The sequence below is a fragment of the Cohnella sp. genome (assembly GCF_041641335.1).
GTDB lineage: Bacteria > Bacillota > Bacilli > Paenibacillales > Paenibacillaceae > Cohnella.
The window spans coordinates 15,728-38,021 of the sequence record NZ_JBEPYQ010000006.1; the positions used below are offsets into that span (position 1 = coordinate 15,728).

General features: G+C 58.2%; 8 protein-coding genes. 7 read left to right on the forward strand and 1 reads right to left on the reverse strand.

What is annotated here, in order from left to right:
- Nucleotides 1–9 precede the first annotated feature (9 nt).
- The 3 genes from ACESLM_RS03065 (at nucleotide 10) to ACESLM_RS03075 (ending at nucleotide 3,230) form a co-directional block, all read left to right on the forward strand.
- Nucleotides 10–1,353: an extracellular solute-binding protein gene (locus ACESLM_RS03065; protein ID WP_372629895.1), complete on the forward strand. Its 1,344-nt coding sequence runs from the start codon at nucleotides 10–12 to the stop codon at nucleotides 1,351–1,353.
- A 125-nt stretch (nucleotides 1,354–1,478) separates the two neighbouring features.
- Nucleotides 1,479–2,354, forward strand: a complete 876-nt coding sequence (locus ACESLM_RS03070) for a carbohydrate ABC transporter permease (protein WP_372629896.1) — start codon at nucleotides 1,479–1,481, stop codon at nucleotides 2,352–2,354.
- 18 nt (nucleotides 2,355–2,372) lie between these two features.
- The gene (locus tag ACESLM_RS03075) at nucleotides 2,373–3,230 is read left to right on the forward strand and encodes a carbohydrate ABC transporter permease (RefSeq protein ID WP_372629967.1); all 858 of its coding nucleotides are present in this window, start codon (nucleotides 2,373–2,375) and stop codon (nucleotides 3,228–3,230) included.
- Between the two features lie 67 nt (nucleotides 3,231–3,297).
- On the opposite strand, the gene ACESLM_RS03080 is transcribed toward ACESLM_RS03075, so the two are convergent.
- A complete protein-coding gene (locus ACESLM_RS03080) occupies nucleotides 3,298–4,419 on the reverse strand; it encodes a polysaccharide deacetylase family protein (RefSeq protein WP_372629897.1) in 1,122 nt (373 codons plus the stop codon).
- A gap of 218 nt (nucleotides 4,420–4,637) precedes the next feature.
- Between ACESLM_RS03080 and ACESLM_RS03085 the strand changes: the two genes are divergently transcribed.
- From ACESLM_RS03085 to ACESLM_RS03100, 4 genes are all read left to right on the forward strand, one after another.
- Nucleotides 4,638–13,385, forward strand: coding sequence for a cadherin-like beta sandwich domain-containing protein (locus ACESLM_RS03085; RefSeq protein ID WP_372629898.1), 8,748 nt, complete (start codon nucleotides 4,638–4,640; stop codon nucleotides 13,383–13,385).
- A 317-nt stretch (nucleotides 13,386–13,702) separates the two neighbouring features.
- The gene (locus tag ACESLM_RS03090; RefSeq protein WP_372629899.1) at nucleotides 13,703–16,072 is read left to right on the forward strand and encodes an alpha-L-rhamnosidase-related protein; all 2,370 of its coding nucleotides are present in this window, start codon (nucleotides 13,703–13,705) and stop codon (nucleotides 16,070–16,072) included.
- 324 nt (nucleotides 16,073–16,396) lie between these two features.
- Nucleotides 16,397–20,359 (forward strand): DUF5722 domain-containing protein, encoded by a 3,963-nt coding sequence (locus ACESLM_RS03095; RefSeq protein WP_372629900.1) that lies wholly within the window; start codon nucleotides 16,397–16,399, stop codon nucleotides 20,357–20,359.
- Between the two features lie 113 nt (nucleotides 20,360–20,472).
- Nucleotides 20,473–22,179, forward strand: coding sequence for a glycoside hydrolase family 71/99 protein (locus tag ACESLM_RS03100; protein ID WP_372629901.1), 1,707 nt, complete (start codon nucleotides 20,473–20,475; stop codon nucleotides 22,177–22,179).
- Nucleotides 22,180–22,294: the final 115 nt, after the last annotated feature.

Below are 22,294 nucleotides of genomic sequence, written 5' to 3' on the forward strand. Positions count from 1 at the left end.
GCATAACACATGAGAAAAATAGGGTTAACGGCGTTGCTGACCGCAAGCTTGGCAGTATCCCTGGTCGGATGCGGAGCAGGCGAGAAGAGCAATTCTCCGAAAGAGAGCGGGGCTTCGGCGACGAATGCTTCCGGCGAGAAGGTCAAGCTGTCCATCTGGCATAACTACACGGGCGACGACTTGCGCGCGCAGACGATGCGCGCCACTCTGGAGCAGTTCCAGAAGGACAACCCTAACATTCAATTGGAAATTCAGGGCATCCCGCCTGACGGTTACCGCGCTCGTCTTAAGACGGTAGCGGCAGCGAACGAAATGCCGGACCTGTTCGTCATGTGGCCGGGCGTCATGACCAAAGAATTCCACGGCGGAGATCTGCTCCAGCCGATCAACGAATTGATCGACAGCAAGCCGGAATGGAAGGAAGGCTTCCTGCCGAACTCCTTTAACGACTTCACGATCGACGGCAACACGTACGCTGTTCCGATGGCGCTGTCACCGACGTCGATTCTGTATTACAACAAGAAGCTGTTCGCCGATCAGAGCGTGCAGCCTCCGAAAACTTGGGACGACTTGATGAACGTCGTCGATACGTTCAACAAAGCGAAGATCACCCCGATCGCGCTTGGCAACAAAGCGGCATGGCTGGCGCAATCCAGCATTCTCAGCTCCCTGGGCGACCGGGTGACGGGCACGGAATGGTTCCTAAAAGCGGTAGCGGGCGACGGAGCGAAGTTCACCGATCCGGAATTCGTTCAAGCGCTGGCCTATTTGAAGCAGCTGGCCGAAGCCAAAGCGTTCCAAGACGGCTTCAACAGCATAGACAATACACAGATGGAGCAGATGTTCGCGCAAGGCAAAGCGGCGATGATGATCGACGGAGGCTGGGCGCTGACCAACCTGGCGGCCAACGCCTCCCCGGAAGCACTGGCGGACATGGGCGCGACGGTGCTTCCTTCGGTACCGGACGGCAAGGGCAGCCCGAACTCTCTATCCGGCGTCGTCGGAACGGGACTCGGTCTGAGCAAAAACGTGGAAGGCGCCCGCAAGGAAGCCGCGTTTAAGCTGATCTATACGATGGCGAGCCCGGAAGTTCAGAAGAAGACGCTGGAAGGCAACCAACTGGTCAGCTACAAGGTCGATCTGGATAAGTCCAAAGTTTCCCCGATTTTCGCGGAAGTCTACAGCTTGCTGGGTACGGTAACGACGACGCCGGTATACGACGGACGTCTGAGCTCCGCGGTGGCTGACGTCATGAATAACGGCTTGCAAGAGCTGCTCATGGGCGGTTCTCCGGAAGCGATCGCGAAGAAGATTCAGGACGCGCACGACAAAGAACTGGCCATGACTAAGTAAAGAAACGGAACCGCGATTCCAGCTGCCGGGACTTCCCGGCTCTGGAATCGGTTTGTTTAACCGCTCGCGAGCCCGCTGTCCCAAGGCAAGGATGGCGAAGCCGTGCGACTTGCAAGGAGGGAACCATGACAACTTCGGCGCGAATCAAAGGATTTATCCTCATCGGAATTTTACCGGCTCTGCTGATCTATCTGTTTTTCGTCGTCGTTCCGATTTTCTGGTCCGCTTATTACGGATTTTTCGATTGGAAGGGAATCGGGGCTGCCAAATTCATCGGATTCGACAACTATGCGGAAGTCGTTCGGGATCCGATCTTCTGGAAAGGCTTCAAGAACAATATGTTGATCGTCGCTGCGTCCGTGTTCGGCCAAGTGCCGATCGCGATGATTTTGGCGCTGCTGCTGACGCGGTCGAATCTTTTCCAGAAGATGATACGGGCTTCGGTGTTTATGCCGATGGTGCTGTCATCCGTCGTAGTCGGCATTATCTGGAGTTACATTTACCACCCTCAGATCGGGATTCTGAATTTCTTGCTCGATTCGGTCGGACTGGAGAATCTCAAGAAAGCCTGGCTGTCGGAGCCGAGCGTCTCCATGTACATGATCATGATTCCGATTATCTGGAACTATATCGGCCCGTATATGATCATCTTCATCGCGGCTTTGCAGAACATTCCTTCCGAGATCAACGACGCCGCGCAGATCGACGGCGTAGGCTCGACCCGCAAGCTGTTTCAGATCACGCTTCCGATGATCTGGGATACGATCAAGGTCGTCGTCGTTCTCTGTATCTCGGGAAGCTTGAAGGCGTTCGACCTGATCTACGTCATGACCGGCGGCGGGCCGGCGCATACGACGGAGGTACTCGCTTCTTACATGTACAACAGTACCTTTAACGTGTACCGCTTCGGGTACGGCAGCGCGATATCGACGTCGATCATCATTTTGAGCCTGATCTTGATCCTCGGCAGCCAATATCTCATGAAACGGGATTATCGATAGGAGGCGTTACACATGCAGATGGAGCAGAAGCTTCCCTTTAGTCCGGGACGGGGCTGGGCGAAAATAAACCGCGGGTTGATTAATATCGGATTGTCGCTGTACGCGATCGTGACGTTGTATCCGTTGTTCTGGCTGTTCACCAGCGCTTTCAAGACGAACGAGGAATTCGACTCGCGGCCGTTTTACCTGCCCGAGGTATGGCATTGGGACAACTTGTCGCGAGCATGGAAAGTATCCGCGATGGGCACTTCGCTGATCAACTCGACGATCGTGACGATCGCCTCGCTCGTGCTGACGCTGCTGCTCGGCGCTCTGGCGGCGTACGTGCTGGCGCGTTTTCAGTTCCGGTTGAAGGCTTTCCTTATGGGCTTGTTCTTGCTCGGCATGCTCATTCCGATTCATAGCACGCTCGTTCCGCTGTTTATCATGCTGAAGAAGGTATCGCTGCTCGATACGTACTGGGCGCTGATCTTGCCGTACACGGCGTTCGAGCTGCCGCTCGCGATCTTCGTAACGGCGGCGTTCCTGACGGTCATTCCGAAGGAGATCGAAGAGGCCGCGCTCATCGACGGCACCGGCTACTGGGGCATCTTCTTCCGGATGATGCTGCCGCTTAGCCTTCCCGCGCTGTCGACGGTAGCGATTCTCGGCTTCCTGCGGTTCTGGAACGACTTCGCGTTCGCGCTGATCTTCATCAGCAAACCGGCGCTCAAGACGGTTCCGCTCAGCTTGTCGGTGTTCGCCACCGGCTATTCCACCGATTACAAACTGACGATGGCCGCGATGACGATCGCCGTCATTCCGACGATCGTCGCGTTCCTGATGTTCCAGGAGCAGATCATGAAGGGCATGACCGCCGGAGCGGTCAAAGGGTAAACGAAAAAGGCATGCACGTCCGAAGCGATTGCTCCGGGGATGCATGCCTTTTATATGGTTCCAACGGCTACAAGCCGACGTCGCGGCTGCGTCTTCGCAGCAGCTTCCATCCGGTCCATGCCCAGAGAAAGCCGACGAGCAGCAAGGCGACAGAGGAAGCCAGGAACACGTATTTGCGCGCGGCCGGGGACAGGAACGGGGAGTAATTGGCTTTAAGCCGCTGCTCCGCTTTTTTCATCAGCTCGATCTGCAGGACCGGATCGTTATCCATTCCTCCCGCGTTCAGGCGGTACCCGTTCGTCTGGCCCGCGGCGTTAAGCCCCAACCTTACGGTGAAGGTGATGTCGATGCCGAGCCGCTTGCAGATGTCGAGCACTGCTTGGGAATGCGCGCCGTACGGGAACGCGAGCGCGTAATTCGGCGTGCCCAGCTCCCGCTGCAAAATCTCGTTGGCCTGCCGCAAATCCTCGGTCACTCGTTCCTCGTACTCTGCCTCGGTTTCCATCCGCTTTTCTTTTTTCAAGTACATATTCCATGCGAGCTTCGGCTTTAGCGCATTGCTGCCCGGCGCGGTCGGCACGTAGCTGTGGGAGTCGAACGTATGGCTGAAAAATTCGATTCCGCCCTGCCGCATTTCCTTGACCTGCTCCCAAGTCGCTTTCGGAAAAGCGCCTTTCCTCTCTCCGACCTTGCCGACGATCAGGAAGGCGGAGGCCGGAGCTCCGTATTTCTTCAGTAGCGGATAGGCTTGGCTGTACAGCGATTCGTAGCCGTCGTCGAAGGTCAGAAGCACGGCGTTGTCCGGCACCGGAGCGGAATGCAAAATGAAATCCCGGTATTGGCTCATCGTAATCCACTTAAAGTTGTTGGCTTTCATCCATTCGAGCTGCTTCTCGAAATTCGCGGCGCTTAGCGACGTAATATCCGTCGGCTCCTGGCTGACGTCGTGATACATGAGCACCAGTACGCGGTCCCGATAATAGATTCCGGACGGATCGGCCGCGGCGGGCTTTAGTCCGTAGTAGAGGGAAGGTGACTTGTCCAGCGCGATCGCCTGCACGAGGGCGGGCGCCGCCCGATGCAGAGACGGGAAATAGCCGTTGTACCAGCGGATCGTCAGCAGGCCGAGCGCCGCCGTTCCGAGCGCCAGCACAAGCGTTAAAATCAGAAATTTGGTTTTGAGCGTCATCGTTGTACCTCTCATTTGCTAGTAGGGTGTCTCTAAAACATAGGTCTCCTAATGATACCAGATTCTGTACGGAGATTCGACAACTCTCTTGCTCGCTTCGTGCCGCATTCCATTTGTTTATTATTTGTTGATAGGCGATATGTAGAATAAAGTCGAGAGCTATCCGCCTTAAGGCATAGGAAAATAGTTGGTTCAGTCGAACGAATGGAGGAAGCGCATTGATAAGAAAACAATGGAGTTCGGGATTGGCCAAGCTGTTGGTTATCGCTTTGCTTCTGCAGAGCATCCCTGCGATGCAATGGGGGGGAAGCGCGGCTTATGCGGAGGAACCGGGCGACGGGCCGGTTTATTCCATTGAGCCGGTCAGCGTTACGCAAAGCACATACGGACCTAGCGTGACGGACGTCACTTACGGAACCGATCATTTGATCGATTATACCTGGGAGAGGATGACCGAGGGCACGTTCAAGCCGCCTGCTCGAGAAGCGGCGATGATGACTTACGACGAATCTGAAGGAAATGTCATACTGTTCGGGGGCGAGGGGAACAGCGGCTTGCTGAACGATACTTGGGTATGGACCGGGGGCAGCGACAACACCTGGCAGGAAAAGCTGAGTGTCGGAACTCCGCCGTCCAAACGCAAGCACGCGGCAATGGCGTACGATCCGGTGAGCGATAGCGTGATCCTATTCGGAGGAGAGGGGCAATCCGGCGCTCTGCTGGGGGATACGTGGCGATGGGACGGCGCCTCTTGGACGCAAGCGGGCGGTTCAGCGCCTTCGCCGCGTTCCGGAGCGCAGATGGCTTCAGACGGCCAGAATCTAATTCTGTTCGGAGGGAAAGGAGCCGGGGGGATTCTCGCAGACACCTGGCTGTGGAACGGATCGACCTGGGAAAATGTGACGCCTGCCGATCCAAGCGATTCTCCGCCCGGCGCTTATCACGGCCAGATGAGCTTCGACGGCCAGACGGCGGTTCTGTATGGCGGGATTACGGGGGTGGTGACGAGAGATTATACGGCGTCTTCGAACCAGCAAGTGACCTCCGTCACCCACCGGGAGGGCTCGACCGAGCTGTGGCAATGGAATCGCGCTGAAAGGAAATGGAGTTCGACCGAAGGACCCGAAGGCTACGAACGCTGGGCGCAAGCGATGGCATATGATGGTCGGCGCGTCGTCTTCTTCGGGGGCAAGCGGGATTACGTTCATTCGTACAATTCGGTATTGGTTTCCGATCTGATTCTGCCTTCGAGTACATATTCTCTCATGAGAGGCAGCTCCGCCTACGGTTGGAGAAACGGCGCATGGGAGAAATACCCTCTCACGTTTTCCACGGGCGTCGTCTATAACGACATAACCGGATTCGAAGGTTTCGTGCAGGAAAATCCAAACAAGCTCCCGTTCCCGCTGAGCAACGCGAGCATGGCGTTTGACGGCTCCAAGTTCATCGTGTTCGGCGGTTATCGGGACCAAATCGACATCATGGACAAGCCGCTGCAAAATGTGGTCGGCAGTTGGCCGGCGGGCCGAATGAACGAAACGTGGGCGTTCGGCTACACGCCGCCGTCCGCTCCGGTCATCGAGATGGCCGAGGATCCGATTCCTAATTTCGATCCGGCGCATCTCGACGACACCGTCAGCATTATTACGGAGATCCACTCTCTCGGCGGCAGAAAGATTACGTCGCGCGGAGTGGAGTACCGGCCGTACACGGAGGACGGAACCGAGGATTGGATATCCGTCCCCTACACGGCCACGAATCCGCAAGGGGTCGGTTCGTTCACCGTGACGCTTACCGGTCTCGATTGGCACCGCCAATACGAGGTCCGGGGCTTTGCCGTTAATGAAATAGGCAAGAGCTACACCGAAGTCAAGCCGTTCGAGCTGAAGGACGATCCGAACATGAAGCCGCCGGAAGTTCGTTTTGACCGCGTCGGCGCGACTTACGTCCATGTGAAGGATAGGAAACGGATCGTTGCCGTCGGCGAAGGCATGACCAATCTGCTGCGCAAGCCGCTGAATGAAATTCATTTTCATCTGAAGAACGGCGCTTCCGAGCATCCGCTAAAATATAATATTTTGAACGGCCGTCAACTGGAGTTGACCTGGGACGAGGATTTGCCCCCGGGAAAATATGACGTCGTGCTTGAACATGATTTCTATAATAAAGAAATTAATAAAGATACGTCCGAAAAATATACGTTCCCGGAAGGACTGCAGTTGATTGCGCTGGATTTCTACAAGCCGCGCGATTTCGCGTGGGTGGAGGTGCCGAGCACCTCTTCGGCCAACGAGCTCAGCTCTCTGAGACTGCAGGGGCCGTTCACGGAAACTCCGGAGGCGCCGAACGTATACGCGCTCAACGACGTTTCCGAGGTCGTTGCGATTAACAATACCGTTATGTTCAAAGGCAGCAGCCTTGTTGTGGACAAGAGCAATTCGGCGCAATCCGTTATTACCGGAGAAGGACGCCTGTACGTCAATACGGGAGGCCAAGGGGTGAACGCGTCGTATACGTTGTACGACGGAAGCTTCGAGCTGACTTCAAACGATTTCTCCATCGTCATGAACGACGGCAAGGCCGCCGATTATTTGGGCATCGATATGCCTCTTAAACCGACCAAGATTACGTTCAACAAGGGCGGCGTGAATTTGGCCGGTTCTCTGGAGCTCGGTTTTATGGTCGGCAACCAGAAAGTATCCAAAGCGATCGCCGTCGACGATCTGCTATATCGCTACGGCCGGTTTGAACTGGTCGGCGATTACTCGCTGGACAAGAGCTTTAAGGTTGGTCCAATCGACGTAAGCGACACTTCCTTCGTCATCGACAGCCGTTATCCGATGGTTAACGTGAAGGGCAAGGGCAAGCTGCCGGGAACGGACATCGGCTTCGACCTGCGCATGAAGCTGAAGCAAGGGCGACTCGACGAGATCGGCTTCAGCATGTTCAACAAGTCGAATCTGGGCTCCACGGGCCTGCAGGTCGATTACTTGTACGGTATCGTGGACAAGCTGGCCGGCAAGACGCAAATTCCGCAGCGCCTCCCGGTATCCGGTTCGGTGACGGACGTTCTCGTTCCGCAGCAGAAGCATCCGGCGGTGAGCAGCAAGTTTAACTTGCTCGGCACCGACGAGATCGCCGTTAATTTGACTCCATACGGCTTCGACGCGACGGGAATCGAGTACTACTACTGGCTGCCGGTCAAAAATATGACCCTGCAAGCGGTCGTTAATCCTTCGATTGCGGGGATCAACGGCTTCTCGAAGCCGGGCTTCCTGGCGTCAGGCGATATTAACGCCTTCGATACGATCAAAGGCAAAATCGCAGCGTATTCCTTCAATAAAAAAGGATACGACGGCATTCTGAAAGCGACCGTATACGTGCCGAAGGGCATTCCGCGCATCGGCGGCGCGACGATTCGCGATGTGGTCATAAGCGTAAACGACAAGCAAATGATCGGGATGATGAAGCACAACGGAATTCATGCAAGAGTGTCGTATACGTTCAGCAACAATACGATTTTGTTCGAGGTCGAGGCCGAACCGCCGAAGAAATCCTGGTGGGAGAAGGGGCTGGATTTCGTCGGCAACCTGTATAACAAAATCGACGATTTCTTCGAGAAAACCGCGCCGCTGGGCGACATTCTGGAGGAACTGATCGGCGCCGCCGAACCGGGCGAGCTGTCGGACTTCAGGCTTGCGGCCGGAGACGATTGGGCGAAGAGCTTCGACTTTGCCCGGTTCAACGCGGTTGCCGCCCTGCCAACGGCATCCGGCAAGATGGAGAAGGTGTACGAGATGACGCCGGTGAACGGAATCGTGCAGCCGCAGGACGCCGCGGAGCGGAATGTGAAGGCGCGTATTGCGGACGGTCAGCTGACCTCCGTAGAGCAGACGCTGCCGATGACCGTGCAGAACGCGGCCGCCGGCCAGACGTCTTCCGCGTTCCGGTCGGACCGCGACTACGAGGCGTTGATTGTGTTGACGGGAGATCAGCGTTCCGCGTCGTTGAAGGTTGCCGCCGTCAACAATCCGCAAGCGGAAAGCGCAGTGAAGACGGAGACGGTCTACGATGCCGAATCGGATCTTACTTTCATGCGGGTATCCTTGCGTAAAGGCATTTGGAAGCTTACGGCCGGCGCCGACAGCCAGATTCGCGTTCATGAGCTGCTGTTTGCGAACCGCTCGCTGACGCTGGAGCAGTTGGCCCAAGTATGGATGCAGACCGCCGAGCGGCTGGTTACATCCTTATTGGTAGAGGAGCGCGGCCTTCATGCGCTGCGGGTGAATGAGGCCCCTGCCGAAATGATTCTCTACAAACCGGACGGCAGACCTTATCATCTGGAAACGTCGACTGGTCAGCCGAGCTGGAACTCCTTTACGGACGTCGACGGCCATCAGCACATTTTGCTGGACGCGGCTGAAACGGGAACATGGCTGATTGTCGCCCATACAAGCCCTCAGGCGCATTTGAGCCGCGTGCCGGCGCAGACGACCGCCGATCAGCTCCGGCAATGGGTGCAGGACGCCGCTTATCCGACAGTGTTTGAGTTGAACAACTGGAGCAGCGGCCAGGCGATCGTGGAAATTTACGGAGCGGACGAGCATACGAAGCTGTATACGCCGGCAGGCGACCTGTACGCGCTTCAGCCAAATTCGAATTTGAGCGGCATGAATATGATCTACGACGATGCGCAGCGGAAAATGACCGTGTGGATCGACGGGGGCGAGTTGAAAGGCCAGTGGAAGGCGGTCGGCAGCAGCTTTACGAGCATTCTGGCTTACCAACTGAACCGGAAGTTCAAGTCGATCAAGCCGCTGATTAACGAAGGCCGATATTCGAAATATTTCAGCGTGGTAGAAAAAGGAAACTACATGTTGTCCATCAGCGGCGGCAATGCCGACACGGTCATTCTGAAGCCGGACGGCTCCCGCTATACGCTGGACTTTACAACGCCGAGCGGCAACGCGTACGTGCAGCCGGCGGCGGACCGGGTGCCGGGCGGTTCCTCCGGCGGCGATCCGACGGAGCAGTCGCAGGTGGCAACTCCTTATCCTGCCGAGGACGGCCGGGATCTGCTGTACGTTTCGCTGCTGGACGCGCCTGCCGGAAGATGGCTGGTGCAGAACGGTACGCGAACGGAACTGGAAATTCAGAAATTGATTTCTCTGCCCGAGGTGAAAGCATCCGTAGCCAGGGTGGCCGACAATCGCATTCGCGTGACCTGGTCGACGGCAAATGCCGCTCCCGATACGGAAGTCGCGTTAATGCTGACCGGCGGCAAGGAAGATTATATCGGAGACGCGCTCGCGGAAGCTTTGCCGGCATCCGGCATGATCTTGGTCGATATTCCGGATTCGGTGCTGCCCGGAACCTATTATTTGTCGGCCGCGGCGACAAGCGAAGGCGAAGCGCCCGCTTACGGCGTTGCGGAAGAGACGGTGGAGGTCAAATCCTCCTATGCGTTAGCCGCGCCGACGCAGCTTGAGCTGCTGTCGACGGGCAATGGCGAAATATCGCTAGGCTTCAAGTCCGTATCCGGCCAGGTGGAGAAATATCGGGTATGGATCGGCGAAGGCGCAGGCAGCCAGCCGGTTAATCCGACGATGGAGATCGAGCCGCTGGCAGGCGCAACCCAGCAAGTGGTCATTTCCGGACTGCCGACGAACGCCGACTATACGGTGGCGGTATCGGCAATCGGCCAGTCGGTCGGCCGGATCGCGCTTAGCCCGCTATCCGCAAGCATCGCCGTGACGCTGCCGAATCCGCAGCCGGCCGCGCTTGCCGTGTCGTTGGATGCCGGGGGCAGCCTGGATGCGGTCAAAACCCAAACCGTCCAAGCCTATGACGGCAGCGACCGGGTGATATTCTTTACAGCCGCAGAGTATGCCCTGCTGAACGTCGAAGCTAATCAGGCGACGGCGGTGACCCTGACGATTGACGGGCAGCAGCTGAGCAGCAGCGCTCAGATTGCGGCGGGCGGCGTCCATTCTTTTGATCTGAATGTGCTGCTGAATGTCGGCGCGCTGGAAGAGCGGGAATACAAACTGCTGGTCGAAGCGGTGAACGAGCGCGGCGACCGCAGCTTCGAAACTCGCAGCCTGTTCGTCGATCGCACGGGGCCGCTGCTGATCGTTTCCGGCAAGGACGATACCGGCGCGCAGATCCCGCTCAACGGCTCGGTGGACAGCGCCGGCAAGCTGCTGCTTGTCGGACAGACGGACATCGGGGCCAAGCTGGTCATCAGCGGCACGACCGTGCCTTTGGATGACGAAGGCTGCTTTGTTTACTATGCTCCGCTCGATTGGAGCGTCAGCCCGGATCGGATTCCGATGACGATTGTCGCTTCCGATGCGGCCGGCAACACAACGGAGTACGGATTTGAGGTACTGAAGAACAGCGATGGAACGTGGGAAGATTTCCCTGGCGATCTCGCTGCGCTGACGGTGGGGGGCGCAACGTTGGACGCCGCCTATCAGTTTGGGAAGCTTTCCTATGAAGCGAAAGCCGATTCGAACCGGGTACGCGTCTTCGCGGTTCCGATGGTCGCAACGTCAACGGCAACGATCGACGGGCAGCCCCTTTCGGCTGACGGTTATGTTGAGATAGATGTGCCTGACGCGGGAAAAACGGTGCAAATCCAGGTTCAACCGGCGGGCAACGAGCCGCAGAAGCTCTATTCGCTGCAGATTAGCGGCGGTTCGAGCGTATCCCTGCTCGGCGATCTGACGATAAAATCGCAGACCGGCGAAACGATTGCCGCAGCTCCTTTTGCAGGAACGGAAGAAACCTACGAAGTCTATGTCGATCATACGGTGGAAGGCGTGACATTGACGCCAAGCGCATTGAAGACCGGATCGACGGTTAAAGTCGACGGCAACACGGTGTCAGGCGGGCAAGCTTCTTCGCTGATCGACCTGCAAACGGGCGAAAACCGCATTGCGGTTACCGTCGTGTCGCCTGACGGCGTGCAATCGCGTGTCTACCAGATTAGCGTCTGGCGAGAAAACAGCGGCGACGCCGAATTGCGTCAGCTTGGCATTCAGACGAACGGTGCAGTGCTGACACCGGGCTTTGCTCCGGAGATTACGGATTACCAAGTGTATGTACCTGGGGCTGCGACGGTCTTTACGCTGCTGCCGGTCGCCCACGAGGACGCCGCCGTTCGCGTTAACGGTCAACTTCTGACCGGCAGCGCGGCGACGCTTCCATACGACGGCGACAGCCTGACCGTACGGATTGAGGTCAGCGCGCAGGATGGAAGCACGCGCGACTATACGCTTCACGTTCTGCGTCAGAAGGGCGAGCCCGAAGCGCCGCCGCTGCTGTCCGCTTTGGAGGCGAGCGCGCGGATTGACGACAGCTTTACGCCGTACAAGCTAAGCTACGGCACGAAGCAGAAGGTGAGCGAGAGCAGCGTGTCGATTACGGCAACCGCCGACGACCCGCAGGCGACGGTCACCGTGATGGGCAAAACCTTGCAGGGAGGCGGCAGCTTCACGGCAAGCTTGGCGACCGGAAAGAATACGATCAACATTCGGGTTGAATCGCCGGATCAGAAAGTTTCGCAGACGTATTCGATCGACGTGACCCGCGTAAGCTCAGGCTCCGGACCGACGGAGATCGTGCGTCAATCGAAGGTTACCGGCGGAGCGGGCGACTGGATCGTGGAAATTCCGATCGTTCGGTCGACCGCGCCGGACGGCAGCGTCATCGATACGGTGAGGTTGGACGTGGATAAAGCGAAAGACGTCGTAGCCAAGGCGAAGCAGGGCAAGACAAGCGTCGCGAGGATTCTAGTGACCGATCTGCCGGACGACCCGGCCGATGAACGACTGGTCAACTTGAGCGCCGCGGCTTTGTCGCTGCTCTCAGATAGCGGCTTGTCGCTGCAGATCGAGCTTCCCGAGGGCGTCATCGAGCTGCGGGCCGATTCGCTGAAGCGGCTTGGCGATCAGTCCAAGGACGCCTACTTCCGGATCGTTCCGATTGTGAAGGCAAGCGAGCGAAGCGCAGTGGACGATCGCGTGTTGAAAGCGGAACTGGTTCAGCAGGCGGCGGACGGCCAACCGGTCTCGATCGTAGGTCGACCGGTCAAGATCGAGACCAACTTCTCCGGCTACAAGACGGAACTGCTGCTGAGGCTAGACGGCGTGAAGCTGCCGATCGACGAAGCGGCGGCAAGGCGGATGCTGTCGGGGATGGCGGTATACATCGAACATAGCGACGGAGAGAAGAAGCTGGTTCGAGGCGAAATCCGCTTTGAGCGCGGCAAAGCCGGCATTGCCTTCGAGGTCGACAAGTTCAGCACGTTCACTATCGTGCGGATAGGCGATAGCGGCGCAAGGGAAGAGGAATCGCTGAAGCCGTACCTGTCCGGCTACCCGGACGGCACCTTCCGTCCGTCGCAATCGATCAAGCGTGCGGAATTCGCAACGATTCTGCATCGTCTTGGCCTGAAGAGCATAGATTCTTCAGCGGTCGGACAAGTTGCGGATTACAAAGACGTGGCGGCCAGGCATTGGGCTTCGGAGGCGATTGCCGCAATGCAGCTTGCGGGTCTAATGCGCGGCGACACTCAGGGCCGCTTCCGTCCGGAAGCCGCCGTTACCCGTGCGGAGATGGCTAGCATCGTAGCCAGACTGCTTCCGTCGGGAACGACGGGCCAAGCTCGAACCGATGTTCCGGAAGACGTACGGGGACACTGGGCGGCAGACGCGATCGGTCAAGCGCTGCAAGCCGGCATTCTGAAAGGCTATCCCGATGGAACGTTCCGTCCGGATCGTACCCTGACTCGCGCGGAAGCGGTACGGGTGCTGAATCAACTGCTCGCGAGACCGACGCCTGACGTCTCGAAGTCCTCTTGGCCGGACGTTCCGGCGAAGCATTGGGCGATCCGAGATATCGAGTCGGCGTCCGGCACCGTAACGGTGTCGTCCGACGGCAGCGTTCAAATCGTTAAATAAAGACAGTTTGAAAATCCGTGGACTCCTAGGGGTCTGCGGATTTTTTTGTCGGAATCGGGAGAGATAACGGTCTGGGAGACCGTAATTCAAGGGAAAACGGGGGAATCGGGAGAGATAACGGTCTGGGAGACCGTAATTCAAGGGAAAACGGGGGAATCGGGAGAGATAACGGTCTGGGAGACCGTTATCGGCACAATGGCGGAGGAAGGAGGCCTCATTCTTTTCATTTCATGTAGACACTAAAAGTATATTAAAGTATTATTAAGTATACTAAATGATAAATATCAGCTACAGAGAATACCGGAGGTTGGGGAGCGATGGAGAAGTGGGAAGCAAGCTGGATCTGGGTGAACGAGGAACTGAGACGAAACAATCAATATATGGAAGCCCGAGGTTCGTTCGAGCTTCGGACGTCTCCCGAGAGGGCTGTGCTTCGTGTAACGGCGAATCAGGAATACGAGCTGTACGTGAACGGCGAGGAGATCGGAAGAGGGCCGTCGCCGTGCGATAACGGCTCGCAATATTACGACGTATACGAGATCGCCGATAAGCTGCGTCCCGGACGCAACGTCGTCGCCGTTCTGGCTTACAACTTCGGAACGGACAGCATCGTCACCGGGCAGCGGCAAGGGCCTGGAGGATTGCTATGCCAGGTCGATTTAGAGCCGGACACGGGCGTTGCCGGGAGCGTCTGCTTGGCGGCCACGGGAGAGGGATGGAAATGCCGCGTTTCTCCGAGGTGGAGGCCGGACTCGATCCGCATGCATATGTGGGGCGGGTACCGAGAAATTTACTTGGCCGAGCGGGAGGACGGATGGGAGCTGCCGGAGTACGACGATTCGGGTTGGTCGGCCGCGACGGTCGTCGCCGGGGAGAATGTCGAAGAGTCGCCTTGGCCCAAGCTGCTGGAGCGGGAAATTCCCCATCTGAAGCAAGCTTGGCTGCGGCCGGTCCGCGTCGTCGGCGAGCAGGCCTATCTCGGAGAGATTGTTAACTCCGATTCCGTCCTGGAGGGCGCAGATCGCTCCGAGTCAATGTCCGTCGATGCTTCTGTGCCGGGCTCCTATCCTAACGCGACTTACGATTTCGGAACGGAAGTCGTCGGTTACCCCGAGCTGGAGCTTGAGGCTCCCGAGGGCGGGGTCGCCCATCTTTTTTACGGAGAAGGGCTTGAGCTGGAGCTTACCGATACGTTCGTTCTGAAGAAGGGAAGCAATCGCGTGCGCTCCTTCGGCAGACGGGCTTTCCGGTTCATGAAGCTTGCGCTGCAAGGAACACCGTCGCCCGTCGAAGTCCGCTCGGTGCGAATGAAGTCCGTGCATTACCCGTATCTGGAGCATGGCAGCTTTGCGTGCAGCGACGAGAGGCTGAACCGGATCTGGGAGGTGGGCAAATATACGGCAATCGTCAACAGCCAGGAGCATTTCGAGGATTGCCCCTATCGCGAGGCCGCATTGTGGGTGGCGGATGCCGTCGTGATGGCCAGAGTCGTCTATCAAACTTTCGGAGATTTGTCCCTGGTTCGCAAATGTTTGCTGCAGATCGCCCGCGTTCAGAACGAAGACGGCTCGATTCCCGGAACGGGACCCGAGAGGAACGACTTTATGCTCCCGGATTTTTGCGCGCATTGGCTGTTCGGCGTGAAAGAGTATGTCGATTACAGCGGGGACGACAGGTTCCTGGCCGAGCTGTGGCCTTCCATAAGCAGGTTGGAGGCATGGTTCAGGGCGCAGGAGGACGAAGAGGGCTTGTTCGCGAATGCCGACCGCGATGGCTGGTGGTGCTTTATCGATTGGTCGGACGACATTGAGCGCAAGGACAAGGTAACGGCGATCTCCTGCTACTATTACAAGTTTCTTCTTACCGTTTCGCAGCTTGCCGAGCGTATGGGAGAGGCGCCGAGATCGCTGGCGCTGGAGGCGAAAGCGGCCGAATTGCGCAAGACGGTCAGGGAGCGCATGCGTTTGCCGGAAGGGCCGCTGTTCGCGGATTGCTTGTCAGCCGGCGGGCTGTCCGACAGCGTAACGGCGCAGACGAACTTCGTCGCCGCCTGGTGCGGAATCATGGAAGAGGAAGAGGCCAGAAGCTTTATCGAAGACTTCTACTTGGCCGGCAAGCTTCCGCCGATCAAGGGGGCATTTTTCTACCATATCGTTCTGGAAACGTTGTTCGCTTACTCCTATCGCGAAGAAGCGTTGAAGGAAATCCGTTACTTCTGGGGAGCCATGCTCGACCGGGGAGCGACGACGTGGTGGGAGACGTTCGACCCGTCGCTGCCCGCATGCACGGTGCCGAGTCCCTATCTGGGCCATACGCCGACGTATATGCAGGCTTCCATCCCCGTCAGCTTCTCCCACGGCTGGGGCGCTTCTCCGACTTATTTGCTGTCGCGCGAAGTGCTGGGCGTCGATACCTCCCGGCTGGGGGAAGGGCTGATCGCGCTTCGTCCTGCCGCCGCAGGAGGGCTCGTTTGGGCCAAAGGTACGATTCCGACGCCGCGAGGAGATATCGAAGCCTCCTGGTCCGAGACAGACGGCGGAGCTGTCGCCTTCGAAGCCCGGCTTCCCGCAGGGCTTGTCTGGTCCGCGTGCGAATCGCTCGATAACGTCGAAACGGCAGAGGACGGAGGGCTCACCGTCGTTACCGGCACCTTCATCGTAACCCGATCCGACTTCAGCTGCGTGTAATGCGTGTTTAACGCGCGTCCAATACACAGCTAATACGCGTCCTACAGAGACGGCCGATTCCGGTCGTCTCTTCTCGTATTCCCACCCTTGAGCCCGCACCATCCCCATCGTACCATCGCCCGGTCGGAGAGAGCCAAGGCACTTTCGTGGCCTCGACCACGCGCCCCATCGCCCCGACGCAGCCCCTTAAGCACCCGACATTCACTCTAAAAATAGTTCCTCAGCAACAATTATGTATACTTAGACAAATAATTGTTGTATAAAGAATACTTATTTGTTATGTTATTTGCGAAAACATTCTTAATTCTATGGAGGAGGCTATTTATGTCTCGAATGCGAAACGTATCTGCCGTACTGGCAATGCTGATGCTTTTGCAGTTGCTTCTTGCCGCTGCCGTCTCGGCGGGCAAATACGATCCGGCGCTGCAGCAGTCCGACCGGGTATCGACGGGCAAGGACGTGTACCCTGCGATCGTGCTGGACGATTTTAATGCGCCGGAGTCGGTGCAGGCGTGGCAGGCCGGACAAAATACGGACGTCGTCCAGTACGTGACGAGTCTGCTGAACGGTCCCAACCAGCCGTTCGAAGGCGTTGGCGCCTTGGAGCAGGTGCCGGAGCTGGTCAAAGTATACGAGTGGAGATCGATCTACCGCGAGTATGGGCAGCCTCTGGATTTGAGCGGCTACCGCTATTTGGCGCTGGCGGCCAATAGCTGGGGATGGCAGGCGACGGCGGACTATGCGCTCAAGGTCGCGCTGTACAGCGGAGACGACCGTTTCGAGAGTGTCGCTATGATCCGTCCGGACTCCTGGAGGCCGATCTTCGTCAACCTGGAGGAGTGGGCTGGAAGAAGCAACATCACGAAGATGGAAATTTCCTTCATGCAGAACTTCGACCTGGAAGGAATCGCCCCGGGAGCGCCCGGCTACGATTACTGGAACGGCCGTTTCCAGATCGACTACATTACAGCGACGAACGCGCGCGACCTCAGCTTCGACATCGAAGGCGAAACCGAAGGCTTCACCGCTACGGGAGGAAGCTTGCAGGCGACGGGCGGACAACTGCTCTACTCGCTCGGAGGCTCGGCCGGAACGCTCGAATCCCCGCAGCTGGCAATCGACGCGGCGAAGCGTAACGGATTGTCCGTGACGATGACGAACGGAACGGGGGCGGAGCAACTGACCGTACAGTGGAAAACGGCGGGAACGGATTGGGACGCCGCCCGCGCGAAGTCGTTCGACATTCCGGCTTCGGGCACGTTCACCCGCGATTTCAACTTCTCGGACCGCGAGGACTGGAGCGGGACTGTGACGGCATTCCGCTTCAGCATTCCTGCCGCTTCGGGCACGCTGGCGATCGATCAGATTACGCCTAAATCGATGCCCGTTCTGGAGAAGCCGTTCGACGGAACGGCGCAGGCTCGCATTGATCAAGGCGGAGTGATCGCCATTGAAGGAACCGTTAAGCCCGAGTTCGTCGCCAATCATCCCGAGGCGAGGCTGTATTTGTTCGAATTGGCCACCTATGAGGATGCACAGACGGAGTTGGCGTCGCATACGCCGCTGGCCGATGCGGACCTCGCAGAGTCGTTCCGGTTCGAGACCGGCCTGAACGACGGAACGAGGAGCCGGCTGTATTCCAAGTTCGCGGTGGCGGCACGCGAGGACGGAGGCGAGTACACGCTCGTCGCCGCGCCGCAATACGTCACGAATGCGGAGACGCTCGCCGCCAACAACGAGCCGTTCCCTCAAGCCGAGAGCATCAAGGGGCTGCAGGTGCAGATGACGGGCGACGCGCAGGAGCTCGGCATCAGCCACGCGGCGCTGAACGTAGCTTACAACGAGCTGATGTACAAGAACGGCAATCACCCGAACAATTCGATTCCGTTCGAAGTCGAAGGGCAGACTTACTTTTTCCGCAAGGACCGGATCGAGCAGATGGACCGTCAGGTCAAGAGCCTGTCCGACAACGGCATTATCGTCTCCCTCATTCTGATCATGTACGATACGAAAGACCCGGAATCCGCGAATGAATATTTGCTTCATCCGGACTCGGAACCCGGCGGCATCGTTTACGCGCTGAATACGTCCAACGCGGTCGGCGTTCAGTACGTGAAAGCGGCGACTAAATTTCTGGCCGAGCGCTACTCCAAGTCCGACCAGCCATTCGGGCGCGCGGTCAACTACATCGTAGGCAACGAGGTCGGCCAGAACAAAGTATGGAACAACATGGGGCCGAAAAAGCTGGACGCCTACGTCCGCGAATACGCCCAGACGCTTCGCCTCGTCGATACGATCGTCAAGTCGGCTTACGCGAATGCCAGAACGTATATCTCTCTCGACCATTTCTGGAACGAGAACTTGAGCGCAGATTCCTTATGGAAATACGACAATAAGGCGATCGTCGACCGCTTGGCGCAGCTGACGCGCGCGGAAGGCGACTTCAGCTGGAACATGGCGTTCCACCCGTACCCGGAAAACTTGTTCAATCCTCGCTTCTGGAACGACGCGACGGCGACGGATTCCTTCGACACGGAGCGGATTACGTTCAAAAATCTGGATGTGCTCGTCGACTACATGAAGCAGCCGGACTATACGTACGACGGGGAGATGCGCCGCATTATCCTGTCGGAGCAGGGCTTCCACAGCCTGACGAACTCCGAGAACGATCAGAAGGTTCAAGCCGCGGCTTACGCTTATGCGTACTACAAGATCCGGTTCCTGGACGGCATCGACGCCTTTATTCTGCACCGCCACGTCGATCACGGCGAAGAGGGCGGACTGAATCTCGGGCTGTGGACGCATACGCCGACTTCCGTCGTCACTCCGGATCAGCACAAAGCGATCTACGACGTGTTCAAGTATATCGATACGGAGCGGTCGTTGGAGGTGACGGATTTCGCGAAGGCCATCATCGGCATTCCGAGCTGGCAGCAGGCGATTCCGGGCTTTAATCCCGCCCTTCTGGCCGATCGGAGCCTGCCGCAAGCCAACGGCCTCGAGTTTATCGCTAGCGCCGACCAAGCAGGGCCGGACGGGGGCTTCGAAGCGGGAACGGACGGATTCGCGGCATCGGATGAAGTCAGCTCGATCCGCGCTGAGCAAGGGGGCGCTTTCCGCGGCAACGGCTACTTGGCGGCGACCGTGAACAGCGCCTACCGGCTCAATTGGGCGGGCGTGCAGAAGAAGCTCGCGCAACCGCTCGACGCGAAGAAAACGCCCTATTTCACGGCCGCCATTCAACTGCCCGGCGCGGATCCGAGCCATGCGTACTATGCGAAGTTCATCGTCTATAGCGGCTCCGAGCGCGTGGAAGGTACGGCGAAGCTGGATCTGTCGAAGGGCTGGAACCATCTGGCGCTGCCGCTTAAGGGCTGGGACGGTCTGCGGTCGATCGACGGCGTCAAAATCTGGGTCCGCTCCGTCGGTGGGGCGCCTTGGCAAGGTGAAATCCGTATCGACGAGGCGAAATTCGTCAAGAAGATCAAGGAAGAGAAGAAGTATCCGAACGTCGAAGTGGAAGCGAAGCTTGTCTCTCCGGCACTCGAAGCGGGCGCTGAAATATCCGTAACCGTAACGAATTTCGGCCCCGACAAGCTGAACAAGAAGCTGAAGCTGGAACCGACGCCCGGCTTGAAGCTGTCCAAGAAGGACATTCAACCCGGCGGCATTCGAACCGACGAAAGCCGATCTTTCACCGTGAAGGTCACGCAATATACGCCGGCCAACGAAACAGAACCCGAGCTGAAAATCAAGCTGGAGGATCGCACGTATACATTCCCGTTAAAAGGAAAAGCCCCGGTAACCCCGGAGGACGGCGTTCTGTACAACTTCGAGGACGGCGTTCAGGGCTGGAGCGCAGGCTTGAACGTAGCCAGCGTCGCCGCCGTGCAGTCGTTCCCGAACGGTCCGGGCACGCCGAGCGAAGGACAGCAAGCTTTGTCGGCGCGTTCCGCGATCGCGGCGGCTTCCGCCTGGAAGACGGTGAGGACGACGCCCGAGCAGCCGTTCGATCTAAGCGGAGCCTCCGTATTCTCGTACGACATCAACAGCTACGGCGGCGTTCCGGGAGCCGCTTATGAGACACGGGTAACGCTGCGGAGCGGGGAAGACAGCTTCAGCTACACGAGCGCCATGAGTGCGGATCGGTGGAACCGCATCTCTGCCGACCTATCGGCATGGACGGGTCGCTCTTCGGTTACCGACATTGAAATTTCCTTCCGTGCGGTCGGCAGCGACATCGCTTGGAATCCGGAATTTCAGCTGGACCGGATCGGCGTGGAATAACGGCAGCGCGGGGCAGTGCGAGGTAGAGGAGCGGCGGGTTCGCCCTCTCTCCGAGCGGCGGGAACCGCTGGATATCGGCGGGATGCCGCGACAGATAAAAGGAGAGAAAACGGATGGAGAACAAAGGGTTTGAGAGCTGCGCGGGCATCGACGCCTTGGGAAGGAAGCTGCCGACCCGGGAGGAGGCCGGGCCGTATCGGACGGATCGGTTCGTCGGACTGTTTTATTTCCTGTGGCTCGGGCAGCATGGAACGGAAGGGCCTAACGACAATACGCGCATCCTCGCCCGGTGGCCGGAAGCGGTGCATGACCCGGAGCATCCCGCCTGGGGCCCGCCCGAGTCGTTTCACTTCTGGGGAGAACCGTTGTATGGCTACTACTTGAACGACGATGAATGGGTGCTGCGCAAGCATGCTCAGCTTCTGACGGCGGCAGGCGTCGACTTTCTCGTCTTCGATACGACGAACGCAGTCACGTACAAGAATGTGTACGACCGGCTGTTCCGCATTCTCGACGAGCTTGCCGGGCAGGGCTTCAAAGTTCCGCAATTCGTTTTCTATACGAATACGGAGTCGGGGCGGACCGTCGCGGACATTTACGAAGACGTGTACAAGCCGAACCGGTACCCGCATCTGTGGTTCCGCTGGAAGGGCAAGCCGCTGATCATCGGCGATCCTTCCCAATGCGAGGAGGAGCACCGCGCTTTCTTCACGTTCCGGCTGAACCAATGGCCGAATGAAGCGGAGAAGACGAACGGCTTTCCGTGGATCGAGTTTCAGCGTCCGCAGCGGGTGTTCTACAGCGACGAGGGAGCCAAGGAGACGATCAGCGTATCCGTCGCGCAGCACCCCAGCGTGGCGATGAGCGACACTCCCTTCTACGGCTACGGCGACAATTGGGGCAGAGGGTATCACGAAGGCGCGGGTCCGGGAGAGACGGATTCGGAGGAGGCGATCGTTCGGGGCGCCAACGTGGCGGAGCAGTGGGCGTTCGCGCTGGCCGAAGATCCGGAAATCGTGTTCGTGACAGGCTGGAACGAATGGATCGCGATGCGCCTGCCGGGCCGGCCGGAGAGGCCGGTGCTGTTCGTCGATCAGGCGACGCTGAACTTCAGCCGCGACATCGAACCGATGAAGGGCGGTTACGGGGACAGCTACTATATGCAGTTGATCGGTTACATCCGGCGTTTCAAAGGCATGCCGGACGAAGCGGAGCCGAGCTGCCGCCTCGAGAGGCCGATTCCGATCGCTCCCGACTTCGGGGCGTGGCGGGGAGTCGGCGCGGAGTATCGCGATTTTCGCGGCAAGACGCGGCCGAGAAGCCATCCTGGCTACGGCGAGCTTCATTACGCGAACGCGACGGGGCGCAACGAGCTCGTTGCGTTCAAGGCGGCGCATACGGACGATACGCTGTTTTTCTACGCGGCGTCGGCGTCCGATCTGACACCTTACACGGATCGCAACTGGATGATGCTGTTTCTTCGCATTGAAGGAAACGAAGACAGAGACTGGGAGGGCTATCACTTTGCCGTTAACCGGCGGACGCCGGGTGAATCCGCGGCCTGTCTGGAGAAGAGTCAGGGCGGTTGGAATTGGGAAGCGGTCGGAGAGCTCGGCTATGCGGTACGGGGAAACGAGCTGCATCTGGCGATTCCGAGAACGCTGCTCGGCCTGGAGAAGTCGGACAGGGAGCGCATGCTGTCGTTCAAATGGGCCGACAACCTGCAGAACGAGGGCGATCCAATGGACTTCTACCAATACGGCGACGTCGCGCCGGCGGGCAGACTGAATTACCGCTATTCAATCCCGGCGGGCGAATAGGACTGCGCGATTTCCCAAGTTCGTCGGCATTAACGGAGAACAGCGGTGAAGATCCGCGACGATAAGCGCTAGGCGAAATAGAGCGGGAGCGAGCGAGGGACATAACCCTCCGGCC